This window comes from Paenibacillus ihuae, from assembly GCF_001368795.1.
GTDB classification, from domain to species: domain Bacteria; phylum Bacillota; class Bacilli; order Paenibacillales; family Paenibacillaceae; genus Paenibacillus_AQ; species Paenibacillus_AQ ihuae.
Map to the genome: position 1 here is coordinate 201,846 of NZ_LN831200.1, position 14,489 is coordinate 216,334.

Here is a 14,489-nt window from a genome sequence, read left to right on the forward strand (position 1 = left end):
GGGCGAAGCGCGGCGGCGAAGCTGCTGCCCGCGGCGAAGGCCACGCGGGATGCGGCGCAGCGCGCCGACTGGACGGCGGCGGCCCAGGCCTACCGCACCGTCGTTAACAGCTGGGCGCCGGCGGAGCGCGGCATCCGGGTGGACAATCCGGCGGTCTACGCCCAGCTGGAGACGAAGATCAGCCTGCTGCGGATCGCGCTGCAGGCCGAGCCGCTCCGCGAAGAAGCGGCCAAAGCCGAAGCAGAGGCGCTTTATACGCTGCTCTCCGATTACAGCGAAGGCAAAGCCATCGCTGCGGGAGACTCGTCAGCGGAGCCTGCTTCCATCGAAGGGCTGATCAGCTACCTGAACAAAGCATCCGCTGCCGCTACAGCCGGGGATAGCTCCGCTGCGGCCGGGATCATGGAGCAGTTCATCGTCGCCTGGCCATCGGCTGAAGGACAGGTACAAATTGCCTCACCCACAACGTACACCAATATCGAGAATGAAAGTGCAGACGTCACCGGCAAGCTGCTCTCCGATCCTCCAAAGCTTGCAGAAGCTCTGAAAGTGATCGATAACATGCTGGCGGAGCTGACGCCGCTGGCCGGCGAGACAGCTTACACCGCCTGGGATGCTGCCCTGATTCTGCTGCGTGAAGGGCTTGAAGCGATTCTAGTTCTGTCTGCCCTGCTGTCCTATCTCAAAAGGGAAGGCGGTCCAAAAACCCAGCGCTGGGTCTGGTCAGGTGCTGCTTCCGGTCTTATCCTCAGTATAGGTCTTGCCTTCCTGCTTACGCTTACGATATCGCAAGCGGCTTCCGGAGGAGCACGGGAGCTCATAGAAGGAATTACCGGACTTGTTGCCGTAGTAATGATGCTCACCATCGGACGCTGGATGCACAACAAATCGAACACTGCCGCCTGGAACCGGTACGTGGGACGGCAAGTGGATGGCGCGCTGGCCAAAGGCAGTCTGTGGTCTCTATTTTTCGTGGCGGCCCTGGCCGTTCTGCGGGAAGGCGCGGAGACAACGATTTTTTATGCCGGGATGGCTTCCTCCATTACAACCCCGCAGCTGCTGCTCGGGATTGGGGCCGCACTGGCCATGCTGATTATTGTGGGGTATGCCATTATCGCTCTGAGCGCCAAGCTGCCGATCGCCGCGTTCTTCCGCGTAGCCACCCTGCTGATCTATTATCTGGTCTTCCGTTTCCTTGGCGAGAGCCTTCATTCGCTTCAGGTGGCCGGCAAGCTGACGGCGCATGTAGAGAACGCATTACCTGCCGTAAGCTGGCTCGGGCTGTTCCCGACCTGGGAAACGCTGCTGCCGCAGCTTATGGTTCTGGTGTTTATCCTCTGGGAGATGCTGCGCGGCAGAACTAACAGGAAAACGCGTACAGTCAACTAATATCATAACTAGCTGAATCCCCGATAATCAGGGGTTATAAGAGCGGAGAACCATTACCCGAAGGTTTGGGAGGTTCTCCGCTTTTTTGGGGTGTTTATCCGTTCTGCTATCCCCCAATCCCCCTCTCTACACTTCTGCCGATCTACACATCTGTCCCACATTTATCTATCTGTCCCCCACTCTCCTATCCATCGTATCCAATATTCATCCGTGCATTTTCCACTAACTTTTATCTGTTAATCCAACTTTTATTACTAGCTACTTGGAATGAGGACTCTATATGAGTAACGCTCGCTTTAACCGGATGAAGGCACAGTAATGGGATTTTCTCCATCTAATTTCCTCTCCACGGGACGGTGACAGACGCTAGTCGGATATTCTCCATCTAATATCCTACGTATGGCTCAAAATCAGCATTTTTTGGAGTGTTAGCGGGAGATTTTCCGCCTAAAGTACGTTGTTAGGTGAAATAATTGAGATTAGTTGGAGGTTTTCCCACTAAAATCCCATCCGTTGATCCTTCGTTTGTTACACTTAGTTAGCTGTCAACACATCTATATCCACTTTATATCTACTTTATATTTACTTTGTATCCTTTTAATATCCGCTCGTATCCGCAAAAACTCTTGCTTGCATCCGGCAGGAATATGTTTTATTCTGATTATGAAAATTATTTTCTCCAATATGCACATAATACTAAAAATAATTTCAATCATATTATTATCCGTTCATCATGAAGAAAAGAAGGTGGAGAAATGTCTCCTATCCTACATGCCCTGGAGCATGAGCAGGCAAGCTTCTCCCAGATGGAACGCAAGCTGGCGGAGCGCATCCTGTCCTCCCCCGGAGAAGTGGTTCATATGGGGATCACAGAGCTGGCCGAGCAGTGCGGGATTAGCCCAGCTACAATTACACGTTTTTGCAAAGTCCTGCATTTCAAAGGCTTCCCTGATTTCAAGGTCAAGCTGGCGGCAGAGCTTGCGCATAGCGACGCCTCTCCGCAGGAGGGCAGATCTTCCTATCAGGACATCGTCGCCGGAAATCCGCTGCCCTTTATTGTCGAAGCGATGCAGGCCAACCATCTGACCTCCATCCGGGATACCACCTCGCTGCTTGACCTGGAGCGGCTGCAAAGTGCCATTGATCTGTTGTGCAACGCCCGCCGGGTCGATCTGTACGGGATGGCGACCTCGTCGATCGTCGCTCAGGATTTCTACCAGAAGCTGATCCGCATTGGTGTAAACTGCACTGCTTTTGCTGACTCCCATATGCAGATCACTTCCGCTTCCTCACTCTCCAAGGGTGATGTAGCCTTTGCAATCTCTTATTCGGGCGAAACCCCGGAAACCATCGATGCGTTAGCCTGTGCCGGAGCCAGCGGCGCGTCCACTATTTCGCTCACCTCATACGGCAGCAGCACACTGGCTACGCTGGCCGGCATCCCCTTATTCTCCTCCTCACTGGAGCAGGGAATGCGCCGGGGGGATATGGCTTCACGGATCGCACAGCTGCATATCATTGATATCCTGTTTACCGGGATGGTCAGTATCCGGTTCGGGGATTTCATCCCTAAGCTTGAGCAGTCTTATCTGAATGTCCAACATTACCGTCATAAACGGGGAGGCCAATCCTAATGAACATTCTTAAATTCAATAATGAAGAAGATTTCACAGAAACCGGTGCGAACCTGATCGTCAGCCTGCTGCAGAGCAATCCCAAAGCCGTGCTCGGCCTGGCTACCGGAAGCTCTCCGGTCGGCGTATATGCCCGGCTCGTGGAAATGTACCGTAAAGGCATCGTCAGCTTTGCCAAAGCCTCATCTTATAACCTGGATGAATACGTTGGCTTGCCGGAGGATCATCCCCAGAGCTACCGCAGCTTCATGAACGGGCATCTGTTCAATCATGTGGACATCGACCTTGCCCGTACCCATGTCCCTAACGGCAATGCACCCGATCTTACTGCCGAGTGTCTGGCCTATGACCAAATGCTGGAGGAGAACGGTCCGGTGGATCTGCAGATTCTCGGTATCGGCAGCAACGGGCATATCGGCTTCAATGAACCGGACGCGAGTCTTAGCAGCGGGACTCATGTGGTCGACCTGCTGGAAGAAACCCGGGAAGCTAATGCCCGCTTCTTCGACAAGCTGGATGATGTACCCCGCCAGGCGGTGACAATGGGCATCGGAGGCATCCTCAAAGCACGGCAGATTGTCCTGCTGGTGCGCGGTGAAGAAAAGGCCGAAGCAGTTAAAAATGCGCTGGAAGGTCCGATTACCACCCAATGCCCTGCCTCACTCCTGCAGAGCCATCCCAATGTTGTCGTGCTGCTGGATAAAGGAGCTGCAAAATGGCTGAAATAACCCCTTCCGGTGAGCTGCTCTACGGAAAAGTGCTGACCCCTTCAGGGCTGGTTGAACAGGGGGTGCTCGCTGTCTCCAGCGGAGTCATCCAGTATGCGGGAGAAGCTGCCTGGCTGCCCGAGGCTTATGCCCACTGGCCGGTGGGATGTAAAGAGAACAGCGGCCTGCTGATTCCCGGCTTTGTCGACGTACATGTGCATGGCGGGGCCGGTTACGATTTCATGTACAGCGACCGCGACTCCCTGGAGACCATTACCCGGTTTCACGCTTCACAGGGAACCACTACGATGCTGGCTACGACCATGACCGCTGCCAAAGCGGATATTGACCGGGTGCTGGCCGAGGTGAATGCTTACCAGGCAGCTGAGATGCCTTATGCCCAGCTGGCCGGTGTGCATCTGGAAGGACCGTTTATCAGTCCGAAATGGCCGGGTGCACAGAATCCCGGGCATATTGTCCCTGCCAGCATTGAATGGCTGGAAGCCTGGGAGCAGCAGTACCCGGGATTGATCCGCCAGGTTACCCTGGCACCGGAACGCGAAGGCGCACTGGAGGCGATCTCCTGGCTGCGGAAGCACGGAATTACAGCTGCTCTGGGACATACTAACGCTACCTTCGAGGAAGTTACCGCTGCGGCGGATGCCGGGCTGAATCAGGCTGTGCATATGTTCAATGCCATGACCCCGCTCCATCACCGCAAGCCGGGAGCCGCCGGTGCCGTAATGTTCGACGAGCGGATCCGCGCGGAGGTCATTGCTGACGGCATTCATGTGCATCCGGCGGCAATCGGCATTGTCGCCCGGCTTAAGAAGAATGCTAATCTGCTGCTGATTACGGACGCGATGTCCGCAACCGGACTGGACGACGGGGAATATACGATTGGCGATCTGCCCGTGCTTGTTCATGGCGGTGTTGCCACACTGAAGGATAATCCCGAGGCCTTGGCCGGAAGCACGCTCACGATGATCCGCGGCTTCCGCTTTCTTATTCAGGAAGTGGGCCTCAGCCTCGAAGAAGCTTCAAGAGCGGCCAGCCTTACCCCTGCCGTTTCCCTTGGCCTGCAGCGGACCATCGGATCCCTGGAAGCCGGTAAACGCGGTGATATTCTGCTGCTGGATGAATCACTGAACCTGAGCGGTGTATGGATAAACGGCCGCAAAGTTGTCCGGTAACCCGGCACAATGCCGCTTATAACCGCTTATAACCTAAGGAAGCAGCCATCCAAGGATGGCTGCTTTTTATTGTGACGCAGGGCCGCACGTAAAGAATAGCCCAAACCGTTTACAGGCATACTAGCTCCAGCCCATTTTTATGCGGCTGCAGCTTTATTTTCCGCTGTTTGCAGGGAAAATACGTTCAACCATGGTGCCGAATTCCTTGGCAAAGCCTCTCAGCGGATGGCCTGCACGGAACTCTTGAGCATAATAATCGGCCCGTTCCACAAAGTCAGGATTAGTCGAAACGTAGACATTTCTGATGCCCGTGTTTTGCTTTCTCACTACAGAAGCAATTCTATCCTTCATATCCGTAGTCAGGTCATTGTTATCCGTCATCTGATTGCTGTTATTTGGAGCGACACTGCGCGTGTCGATCCCGGTTCCCATACTATCATTGATATCCCGCTTCATACGGGTTCCATCGGTATAATTGCTGCCGGATAGTATACCGTTTCCGCCGTTGCCCGGATAGGCTCCCGGATTCGCGGTCCCGGCTCCTCCTACCGTCCCTGTCCCGGTATTGCTCTGCGGTATGCCATTCATGGATCCGCCCATGCCGGTCATGCCGGGAGTGCCGTTGACCGTTCCTCTTCCGCCTGTTCCATTCCCTGCACCCATTCCGTTAGTCATCGGTCCGCCAGTGCCGGAAAGCATCCCGGAGGTATTGTTTTGGAGGCCGTTGCCATTGTTATAAGTACGGTTATTAGTGCCCAAAGTATTCGGCTTGCCGTTTGTTTCGTCAAGCTTTACGGCAACATAAGCGCTTGTTCCGACCACCATAACATTTGCGGTGCTTACCTCAGGCATTGCAGCCACACGGTCGGCAAGCTCCTGGCTCATCTCCATTTTGTCATAGGAATTATTATTATTCCTAACCGAATTCACTTGAATCCGTCCGTCATGTGTTCCCCGGACACTGTTCGGTTGCACATCCGTGCTGTTTGCCGAATTGTTAGTTCCGCAGCCTGTAAGGCTGACCATCCCCAGGAGCAGCGCGGCTGTGACCGACGTGCTAAGCTTTGATCGCAACATGAATTCATCCTCCATCTCTTGACTGTGATGTGCAGCGTAACAAGGCTTAGCATAGCCTGCAGCTGGCCGGGCTATCCTGAAAGGATTTGGCACATGCTCCGGTTCACTGTCACGCGCGGTGAAAGATTCGCGTATCCTATAGACAGTAGGGCTCCGCAAGGCGAACTCAGGAGGGGTGAGCATGAAGCTTCTATTTACGTTTTATGTACCCAGCGGCGGGGTGGAGACCCTGAACACGCTGCGGTGTGAGAGTCTGCAGCGCGAGGGCATTGAGTGCCACGTTCTGTATCTCATGCCGGGTTCCTCAAAGCAAAACCAGCCGAACTATCCCGTATACATCGCTTCAGGAGATGAAGAAATCCGCACACTGCTTGAAAAAGAGCGTTTCGACGCCATTATTGTAACCTCCGATTACTTGTTGATGGAACGCCTGCGCCAGCTGGACTATGGCGGCATTCTGATATATGAATCCCAGGGACTCGGAAGACGCAGTGATGCAAAGGATGTGATTATAGATGCCGTTCCTTATCTGCGTTCCTATTGCAATGCCGTGCTGATTCCGCCTACTGAACATCTGCTGGAACTATTCATCTCGATCTGCCCCTGGCTGCACCGTTTTGTCATTCCGAACATCGTCGATGTCCAGTCCTTCCGGTTCCGTCCCGGGGAACCGCCCCGTGACCCGGTCATCGCCTGGGTAGGGCGTCTGGAGACCAATAAAAACTGGAGTGAATATCTGAAGATTGCTCATCAGATCCGCCGCTGCAAACCCGACCTTCATCTCTGGATGTTCCATGATCCCGATCTTGCCAGCGAGGAACAGAAACAGCAGTTTCATGAAGAATTGCATGCCCTGGGACTGAATGACCGTCTTGTTGTGTTCACGAATATTCCTAACCACATTATGCCCCGTTATTATTCCACTATTGCCTGCTCCGGCGGTTTCCTGCTGTCAACGTCGATTACGGAGGGATTCGGTTATGCAGTTGCGGAAGCCGTCTGCTGTACCTGCCCTGTCCTTAGCACCGATTCCGACGGTGTCCGGTCTTTTATCGTCCATAATTATTCCGGCAAGTTTTATCCGCTGGGCAATGTTGAGGCCGCTGTCACTGAAGGTCTGGAGCTGATGAATAATCTGGAACTGCGCAACAGCATCCGGAGACAGGGCAGAACGCATATGGTTTCACGTTTCGGCTCAGAGCATTATGCCCATTCGTTCCGCGAAATGCTGAATTCCTTCGGTATTTTCTAACCCTTATACGCAAAAAAGCCTTCAAGCCTGCCGGGTCATGCCTTACCGGGGTTGAAGGTTCTTTTTTGTACAAGGAAGAATTGGATTCATCCCTGCTTCGAGACCATATCAAACAGCTCAGACTGGAAAATCTGCACGCTTCTCTCCCAGGTGAACTGTAGTGAGTCGCTCTCCCCTTTGCAGGCAAGACGTTCGCGCAGCTCCTTGTCGCGGATTAATGAAATAATATCCTGGCCGAGCCTGTTCTCGTACCGGTAGGACATCAGACAGTTATGGCCATGCCTGCAGTACTCCATATTGCCTCCTGAATAGACCGTAACCAGTGCTGCCCCGCAGCGCATCGCTTCAAGACCGGGCAGGGAGCCGGAATCGAAGGTGCTGGAGCTGACAAAAATGTCGCTTTCATTATAGTGATAGCTTAATTCCGTATCATCAGAAGGCGTACGCAAATGGTAACGGTGATCATTCAGCATCTTCTTCAATGCAGCCGACTCAGCATATTCACCCGGAGGTGTAATCAGATAAATTTCCACCTCGGGATGCTGTTCCTTGACCCTATTAAGCTGCTCCAGAAGATACTCCTGCCCCCGGTGGCCCGAGAATCCGCCTTCCGGCTTGCGCAGGATTGCAGATACGACAAGACTTTTGCCCGCTGCCTCGCGAATATGCATATTCGTGAAGTCAGCGTTTACGCCTACCGGCACAACCCTCCCTTTGATACCATGGTTGAGCCGGATGACTTCCTGCTGCCAGCGTGACAACACCATAAGATTGCGGGTAATGCTGTAGGAAGCAAAAGAATGGTTATTATGAGGCAGAAAGGTTGGTTCATAGCAAAGCGCAAGCCTGATATGCAGCCCCTTCCCCTGCTCGCTCGCCCTCTGGGCTACAGGTACAGTAGTATAGTAATTCGAGATGATGACATCACTGTAGGGAAAATCATCCTCTGACAGCTTTTCGATCTCCCTGCCGAATTCTACCCTGCATTTCATCTCATACCCCACATGGCCTCCGCTGGGCATTAGGATCACTACTTCATGGCCAATATCGCTCATGCGGTTGGCTAATTCTGCCAGCATCCGCTGCGCGCCTCCCTTGGATAACGTTAGAATCGGGAATGTCAGTCTCATTGCCCTCTCTCCTTTCTCAGCAGCCGGGCGAGAACCCCGTTGTGTCTTGCCTGTACGACTTCAATCTCCCGGGTTTGCGCTTCGTTGTGAATGACAGAACCCATCTCCTTGTGGACACGGTAATCCAGCAGCGGCTCCTCGATATAGGACCATTCGCAGTGCGGCAGAATACGCAGCCACAGGTCGTAATCCTGGGTATACAGGAACCTCTCATCAAACAGCCCTACTTCGCGGAAAATATCCATATCGAGCAGAACAGAGCTGCCGTTAACCGGACAACCCTTCATCATTGTTGCGATCATTTCCGTCCGGCCGTTTAACAGGACACGAACCGCTTCGGAGACCCGTTCCCCGTGTTCATTAATGTAGTAATAAGCCGTATGATTAAAGAAGGTGCCCGTCTGCGCGAGGGCTATCATCTGCTGCTCTATTTTATCCGTGTGAAACAGGTCGTCTGCGCTTAACCAGGCAAAACATGCTCCGCTGGCAGCCTGAATTCCCAGGTTGAGTGCCGAGCCCGTACCGCCGTTTCTCTTTCGTATATAGATAATTTTATCCATAAACGGAGCGAGCTTCTCAGCATGCAGGGTTGAACCGTCATCCACCACAATGAGCTCAATGTCCGGATAAGTCTGGGCAAGCACACTTTCCACCGCAAGATGAACGTAAGGACAATTATAAAACGGGATGACCACCGAAACCTTGGATTGCTGATTCATGCGCTCACCTCCTTCCCGAATTTGCAGGCTAGACTATTTTGCAGGCGAGTAAAGCATCCAGCGGCGGATGGTCTGGCCCGAACGCTTCCCGGAAAGCCGGATTCTCTGCATGGTGAAACCCTTTAAGCACCGTAATCGAATAACCCAGCCTGAGAAAATCCTCCAGCTCCCAACCGCTCCAGTGCCTCTGATAATACTCACCCTGCAAATGAAAGTGATCCGTTCCTTCCTGCGGAAAAAAGCCGCGCGGTGTAAACACTACTACACGGTTAGAGGCAATAATCTCTGCTTTTCTCAGAAGCTCCAACCCTTCAGCCATGGTGAAATGCTCCAGGGAATCTATCAGTGTAACCGCCGAAAAGGTTCCCTGCAGAAACAGCTTATCAATATGAATGGCATCCGCGTGAAGCGGAATAATATGCGGTGATTTGTATTTGCGGTGCAGCAGATAAGGTCTGTAAATGTCCAGGCCAATCACCAGAGCAGCCTCATAACGTTCAAGCAGTGTACCTGTTCCGCTGCCAATATCCAGAATACTCTCGGAGAATTTCAGCTGCTCCAGCAGCACCGGCAGGAAGTCATACACTTAAATTTCCCGGTACATAGGCTCTCCTCCCCCAAATGATATTCATGTACTCATCCGCCCATAGAAGCGATTAGTCCGCGCAGCATCCCCTGATAACGGCTGTTCGTCGCAGCGGCTTCAGCCATAATGACATCAAAATGCTTGACTGTGCCCATTCCGCTATGCCGCCGGTAGGCGGTTAAGGACTGGTTCAGCATGACCGGCGGGTAACCGTTTAGAATCGCCCGGAACCAGAGATCATAATCATGCGTGTAGGGGAGCGATTCATTAAACAAGCCGATGGCTCCGAACAGCTCACGCTTGAACATTACTGTACAGCCGTTGATGGGATTGCCTTGCAGGAAACAGCGTAAAAATTCCAGCTGGTCCGGAAATACAAGTGAAGCGTTCATCCCGGTCAATTGCGATTCCCCGTTAATATAATGGAAATTCGTATACGAAATCAGGAGCCGGTTTTGTTCCATAAACTTGACCTGATTGTTGATCTTGTCATGGTAGAACATATCATCCGAGCTGAGCCAGACAACATAGTCCCCCGTAGAATGGAGAATCCCGTGATTCAATGCAGAGGCTGTTCCCCCGTTGGCTTTGCCCAGGTAATGAATATGGTTCAGATAAGGAGCAATACGGTCCGTATGAGCCGTAGATCCGTCATCGACTACGATGATCTCATAAGGCTGCCAGGATTGGGATAAGGCGCTTTGCAGCGCCTGTTCGATATAGGGGCAATTATAAAATGGAATAATAACCGAGACCTTCGGATAATTCATGTTCATGACAAACTTCCTCCCCTGCGAGAACGGTAATAGTCGACAATATCCTGAATGGAATGCTCAAGTCTGATTTCCGGTTTCCATCCAAGGATAGCGGCATTCTTTTCCGGCCCGTCAGCAGCATCCGGCTCACCGGAGCCTGCCGGCTTCACCGGCTGCTCTTCCGCAGTATCCGCCCCCCAGTCCATTAAGACTGGTGCCTCCGCATGGGCCAGCAGCTTCCCGGCAATATCCCCCAGGCTCCGCTGAGTTCCCGAATCAATGCGGTAGACGGTTCCGGTCTTGCCCTGGCGCAAAATGTAGTCGTAAGCCCGCACGGCGTCACGCACATCCAAAAAGTCCCGCAGCACATGCCTTGAAGAGAGCTTGAACGTCTGCGGCCCTGTATTCCTTCCTGCCGCAGCTTCTTCACTGCGCACAATATGCTGAGCGAGCAAAGAACAGAAGCCGGTCGAAGGGCCGGGGCCGATCAGGTTGCAGGGCTCTGCCAGCAGCACGGGCTGTTTGAACAGCGTCCCCCAGGCCAGTGACACCAGCTCCTCCAGCATTTTGCTAAAGCTGTACGGATGGGGCGGCCCGTCGGCCGTTCCGGGTCTGTATTTGAGCCTGGAGCCGGCCACCAGAATCCGGCCTGCCGGCCGGGCACGCAACGCTTCAAGCAAATACAGGGTAGCCATTACATTGGTTTCCATATAGAGCAGCGGATCCCGCCAGGATTCCGGAACAGAGTTCTTGCCCGCCAGGTGCAGTACCTCGTCCGGCGCCGCTTCAACAATCATAGCGGCAACAGCCTTCCGGTCGCTGAGGTCGCATTCCTGCACCCTGACACCTTCCGGGAAGCCCGCGGATAAGGCGGTGGGACGGTGTACCACAGCCGTAACCTCTGCTCCTGCATTATGGAAATAAGCTACAGCATGCCGTCCGGTAAAGCCGGCAGCTCCGGTAATCAGCAGCCTCCGCCCCTTCATGTGGACATCGCTGACCGGTTCATCCACTCCGCCAGCTCTGAGAGCATTGCCGGATAGGAAGGAAGCTCAAAATGAACATCGGTTCTCGTACTTACAAGTGTACGATCCTGAACATGAACAGAATCAGGCATGATCTCAACATCCTGTTTGTGGAATGCATGCTGCATATGAAGCAGCAGCTCGTATTTGCTAAGCGGCTCGGGGTGGGCCAAATGTATCAGGCCGGACACCTCCGAATCCAGCATTTTATCAACTGCTTTGGCCAGCTCCAGCGTGGTCACTCCATTCCACATGACCCGTTCATAACCGGAGACCGGACCTTTCTGGGCCAGGAACCATTCCATCAGCCCGATGCCGCCCCTCCGGATCTCCGGACCGATGATCGAGGTGCGGATCGTCAGGTGGCCGGGTGACCGGACTTCACCCAGACTTTTGGTAATTGCATAGACAGAAGTGCCATCGGCCGTATCCTCTTCCGTATAACCGCCGCGTGTTCCTTCGAAGACGCAGTCGGTGCTGATATGAATCAGCCGGGCATGCACGGCATCTGCAACCCGGCGCAGCCGGTGGGGCAAAAAACCGTTCACATGATACGCGCCGATCCGGTCACGTTCGGCAAATTGATTAAGGACCCCGAGTGCATTAATAATGCAATGAGGGGAGACCATTTCGACCAGTTTCTCTACGCCGGCAATATCGTCAGCATCCACATACAGCCCGCCAAGATCGCTCTTATCCCGGGTTGTATGGAAGACGTGATGTTTGCCCTGGCGGCGAAAATACGCCACCAGCATATGACCCGCCATACCGTTTCCGCCGAGGATAAGCAGTTTCACTCTAGGAACCCTCCCCGGATCAGGATGCTCTTGATCTCCTCCTGATCCATCAGATTATTCTCCGAGCTGAAGCTGTTAAAGGACACATGCGGATAATTCCGGTAATGGGCTTTCAGCTCCGGCATATCCAGCGTCGGGAGAATGACCAGGTACTGCTCATCATAGACAACCGTGGTCAGGCTCTCGAAATCACTCATCAGAATTTCATGTATCTTCTCCCCGGGACGGATGCCGGCTTCAATAATGCTGACATCATTTCTCCCCGAGGCTTCGATCAGCACCTCGGCCAGATCGACAATCCGGCAGGTCGGCATCGTCATGACGAAGATTTCCCCGCCGATGCTGACCTCGGAAGCTTTGAATAGCAGGGTGATCGCATCGCGGAGCGTGAAGAAGAAGCGGGTCATTTTCATATCGGTAATGCGTACCTGGCCCTTATCCTTGATCTGCTTCATGAACAGATGCACCACACTGCCGTTTGTTCCCAGCACATTCCCGCCGCGCACCGTTACGAACCGGGTGCCTGAGCCGAGCAGATTGGCATACACGAACAGCTTTTCGCCGATGGCTTTGGTCATGCCGTAGAAGTTAGACGGGTTCGCAGCTTTATCGGTGGAGATGTAGATCGCTTTCTCTACGTTGTTGGCAATGGCTGCTTCAATCACATTCTGGGTGCCGACCACATTTGTTTTGAGGGCTTCATACGGCTGATCCTCACATACCGGAACATGCTTCAGCGCAGCCAGATGGAACACATAGTCCACCCCGCGGCAGGCAGCCACCAGCGCATCCTTGTCTCGGATATCTCCGATAATGAAACTTAGGCGGTTATCTTCGTATTCCCTGCTCATCGCTACCTGGGCAGATTCGCTGCGGGAGAAGATAATGATTTCTTTAGGATTTTGCGGTAGAAGCTGCCGGATAAGTTCATGCCCCCAGGAACCCGTGCCGCCGGTGACCATAATCCGTTTATTATTAAACATGCAGGTTCCCTCCAAGCAAAAATTTGACTACTTTAGCCGAGACATCCGGTGTCAAATATCCTTCCGGTGCCTCCCACTCTGGACTCAGCGACGTCATCAGCCGGGTACAGCGCAGAATGCTGTTCTGCTCCACACCCGACACTACATTGCTTCCGCAATCCACCGTCTCCGGACGTTCAGTCGTCCTGCGGATCGTTACGGTTGGCACGCCCATCAGGCAGCATTCCTCCTGGACGGTTCCGCTGTCGGTAATCGCACAGAGGGCATACTGTTCCAGATGGACAAAATCAAAAAATCCGAAAGGCTCATGGAATTCTACCAGCGGGTTCATGGCCAATGGGAACGCTTCTGTCAGCTTAGAGCGGGTGCGGGGATGTATACTGCAGATCAGGCGGATTCCAAAACGCTCAGCCACCAGATTGAGTCCCGACATAATCTGCAGCAGCGCTTCAGGATCATCCACATTCTCCGCCCTGTGGGCGGTCACAAGAAAATACTGGCCTGCCGTCAGATTCAGGCGGGATAGAATGTCACTGCTGTTGATTTGCGCCTGATAATGCGTAATGACTTCATAAATCGGGTTGCCGGTGAGTACGATACGCTGGCTGGGAAACCCTTCGCTGACCAGATGCCGCTTACTCTGCTGTGTATATGGCATATTAATGGTGGAAACGGCATCTATGACACGGCGGTTTTTCTCTTCCGGCACTTTTAAATCGTAGCAGCGGTTGCCCGCCTCCATATGCACTACCGGAATGCCCATTCGCTCCGCGAGAATGGCACACAGCGCACTGTTCGTATCCCCCAGGAGGAGAATGCGGTCCGGCTGCTCCTGCAGCAGGATGCTCTCCAGACTTCCGAACATGGCGGCCAGCTGTCCGCCCAGTCCCGCCTGCTTATCCTGCAGCACATAATCCGGTGCCCGCAGCCCCAGCTCCGCAAAGAAAATCCCGCTTAGGCTGGCCGTGAAGTTCTGGCCCGTATGCACCAGCACATGCCGCTCCGCATGCTTGTCGAGCAGCGGAATGATTACGCTGAGCCGGATAATCTCGGGCCGTGTGCCCAAAATCGTCATGATCTTCATGGGTTCACTCCCCTTTGTGGTTAACCTGCCTTACGAATAGGGCAGGGTGGAATTGATGTCTGTTGCAGCTTCAGCAGCCCGGCTGCCGGCCGCGCCTTAACTGCGGCGCGACTACCGGCGGCTCTGCGCGCGCCGCCCGGTCCGCTTGCCGCGGTGCC

At 53.7% G+C, this 14,489-nt stretch carries 14 protein-coding genes; 5 read left to right on the forward strand and 9 right to left on the reverse strand.

Translation table 11 applies throughout. The features are described from left to right. From AQR02_RS23465 to nagA, 4 genes are all read left to right on the forward strand, one after another. Nucleotides 1-1,389 (forward strand): FTR1 family iron permease (locus AQR02_RS23465; RefSeq protein ID WP_245237699.1); only part of this gene is annotated, 1,389 nt, incomplete at its 5' end. 755 nt (nucleotides 1,390-2,144) lie between these two features. After that, on the forward strand, nucleotides 2,145-3,023 hold the full coding sequence (locus AQR02_RS23470) for a MurR/RpiR family transcriptional regulator (protein ID WP_054942830.1): 879 nt from the start codon (nucleotides 2,145-2,147) through the stop codon (nucleotides 3,021-3,023). Next, nucleotides 3,023-3,751, forward strand: a complete 729-nt coding sequence (gene nagB / locus AQR02_RS23475) for a glucosamine-6-phosphate deaminase (RefSeq protein WP_054942994.1) — start codon at nucleotides 3,023-3,025, stop codon at nucleotides 3,749-3,751. The genes AQR02_RS23470 and nagB overlap by 1 nt, the downstream gene beginning before the upstream one ends. Continuing rightward, nucleotides 3,739-4,923 carry an N-acetylglucosamine-6-phosphate deacetylase gene (gene nagA / locus AQR02_RS23480; protein ID WP_054942831.1) on the forward strand — a complete coding sequence of 395 codons (1,185 nt, stop codon included), beginning with the start codon at nucleotides 3,739-3,741 and terminating at the stop codon, nucleotides 4,921-4,923. Before nagB ends, nagA begins: the two co-directional genes overlap by 13 nt. Nucleotides 4,924-5,076: 153 nt before the next feature. On the opposite strand, the gene AQR02_RS23485 is transcribed toward nagA, so the two are convergent. After that, nucleotides 5,077-6,000: a YhcN/YlaJ family sporulation lipoprotein gene (locus AQR02_RS23485; protein WP_054942832.1), complete on the reverse strand. Its 924-nt coding sequence runs from the start codon at nucleotides 5,998-6,000 to the stop codon at nucleotides 5,077-5,079. A 181-nt stretch (nucleotides 6,001-6,181) separates the two neighbouring features. On the opposite strand from AQR02_RS23485, the gene AQR02_RS23490 reads away from it, so the two are divergent. Further along, on the forward strand, nucleotides 6,182-7,252 hold the full coding sequence (locus tag AQR02_RS23490) for a glycosyltransferase family 4 protein (RefSeq protein ID WP_054942833.1): 1,071 nt from the start codon (nucleotides 6,182-6,184) through the stop codon (nucleotides 7,250-7,252). A gap of 86 nt (nucleotides 7,253-7,338) precedes the next feature. Here the strand turns inward: AQR02_RS23490 and AQR02_RS23495 are convergent, their stop codons facing one another. The 8 genes from AQR02_RS23495 to wecB are packed head-to-tail and all read right to left on the reverse strand — an operon-like array spanning nucleotide 7,339 to nucleotide 14,331. Continuing rightward, nucleotides 7,339-8,382 carry a glycosyltransferase family 4 protein gene (locus tag AQR02_RS23495; RefSeq protein WP_054942834.1) on the reverse strand — a complete coding sequence of 348 codons (1,044 nt, stop codon included), beginning with the start codon at nucleotides 8,380-8,382 and terminating at the stop codon, nucleotides 7,339-7,341. Beyond that, a complete protein-coding gene (locus tag AQR02_RS23500) occupies nucleotides 8,379-9,101 on the reverse strand; it encodes a glycosyltransferase family 2 protein (RefSeq protein WP_054942835.1) in 723 nt (240 codons plus the stop codon). The genes AQR02_RS23495 and AQR02_RS23500 overlap by 4 nt, the downstream gene beginning before the upstream one ends. A 28-nt stretch (nucleotides 9,102-9,129) precedes the next feature. After that, nucleotides 9,130-9,687, reverse strand: a complete 558-nt coding sequence (locus AQR02_RS23505; protein WP_054942836.1) for a class I SAM-dependent methyltransferase — start codon at nucleotides 9,685-9,687, stop codon at nucleotides 9,130-9,132. Nucleotides 9,688-9,737: 50 nt separating this feature from the next. Further along, a complete protein-coding gene (locus tag AQR02_RS23510; RefSeq protein ID WP_425340024.1) occupies nucleotides 9,738-10,463 on the reverse strand; it encodes a glycosyltransferase in 726 nt (241 codons plus the stop codon). Continuing rightward, entirely contained in the window at nucleotides 10,460-11,455 is a 996-nt protein-coding gene (locus AQR02_RS23515; RefSeq protein WP_245237700.1) for an NAD-dependent epimerase/dehydratase family protein, read from the reverse strand. Before AQR02_RS23515 ends, AQR02_RS23510 begins: the two co-directional genes overlap by 4 nt. Further along, the gene (locus AQR02_RS23520) at nucleotides 11,425-12,264 is read right to left on the reverse strand and encodes a dTDP-4-dehydrorhamnose reductase family protein (protein WP_054942838.1); all 840 of its coding nucleotides are present in this window, start codon (nucleotides 12,262-12,264) and stop codon (nucleotides 11,425-11,427) included. Before AQR02_RS23520 ends, AQR02_RS23515 begins: the two co-directional genes overlap by 31 nt. Then, nucleotides 12,261-13,247 (reverse strand): polysaccharide biosynthesis protein, encoded by a 987-nt coding sequence (locus tag AQR02_RS23525; RefSeq protein ID WP_054942839.1) that lies wholly within the window; start codon nucleotides 13,245-13,247, stop codon nucleotides 12,261-12,263. The genes AQR02_RS23520 and AQR02_RS23525 overlap by 4 nt, the downstream gene beginning before the upstream one ends. Further along, nucleotides 13,240-14,331 (reverse strand): non-hydrolyzing UDP-N-acetylglucosamine 2-epimerase, encoded by a 1,092-nt coding sequence (gene wecB, locus AQR02_RS23530; RefSeq protein WP_054942840.1) that lies wholly within the window; start codon nucleotides 14,329-14,331, stop codon nucleotides 13,240-13,242. The genes AQR02_RS23525 and wecB overlap by 8 nt, the downstream gene beginning before the upstream one ends. Between the last annotated feature and the right edge of the window lie 158 nt (nucleotides 14,332-14,489).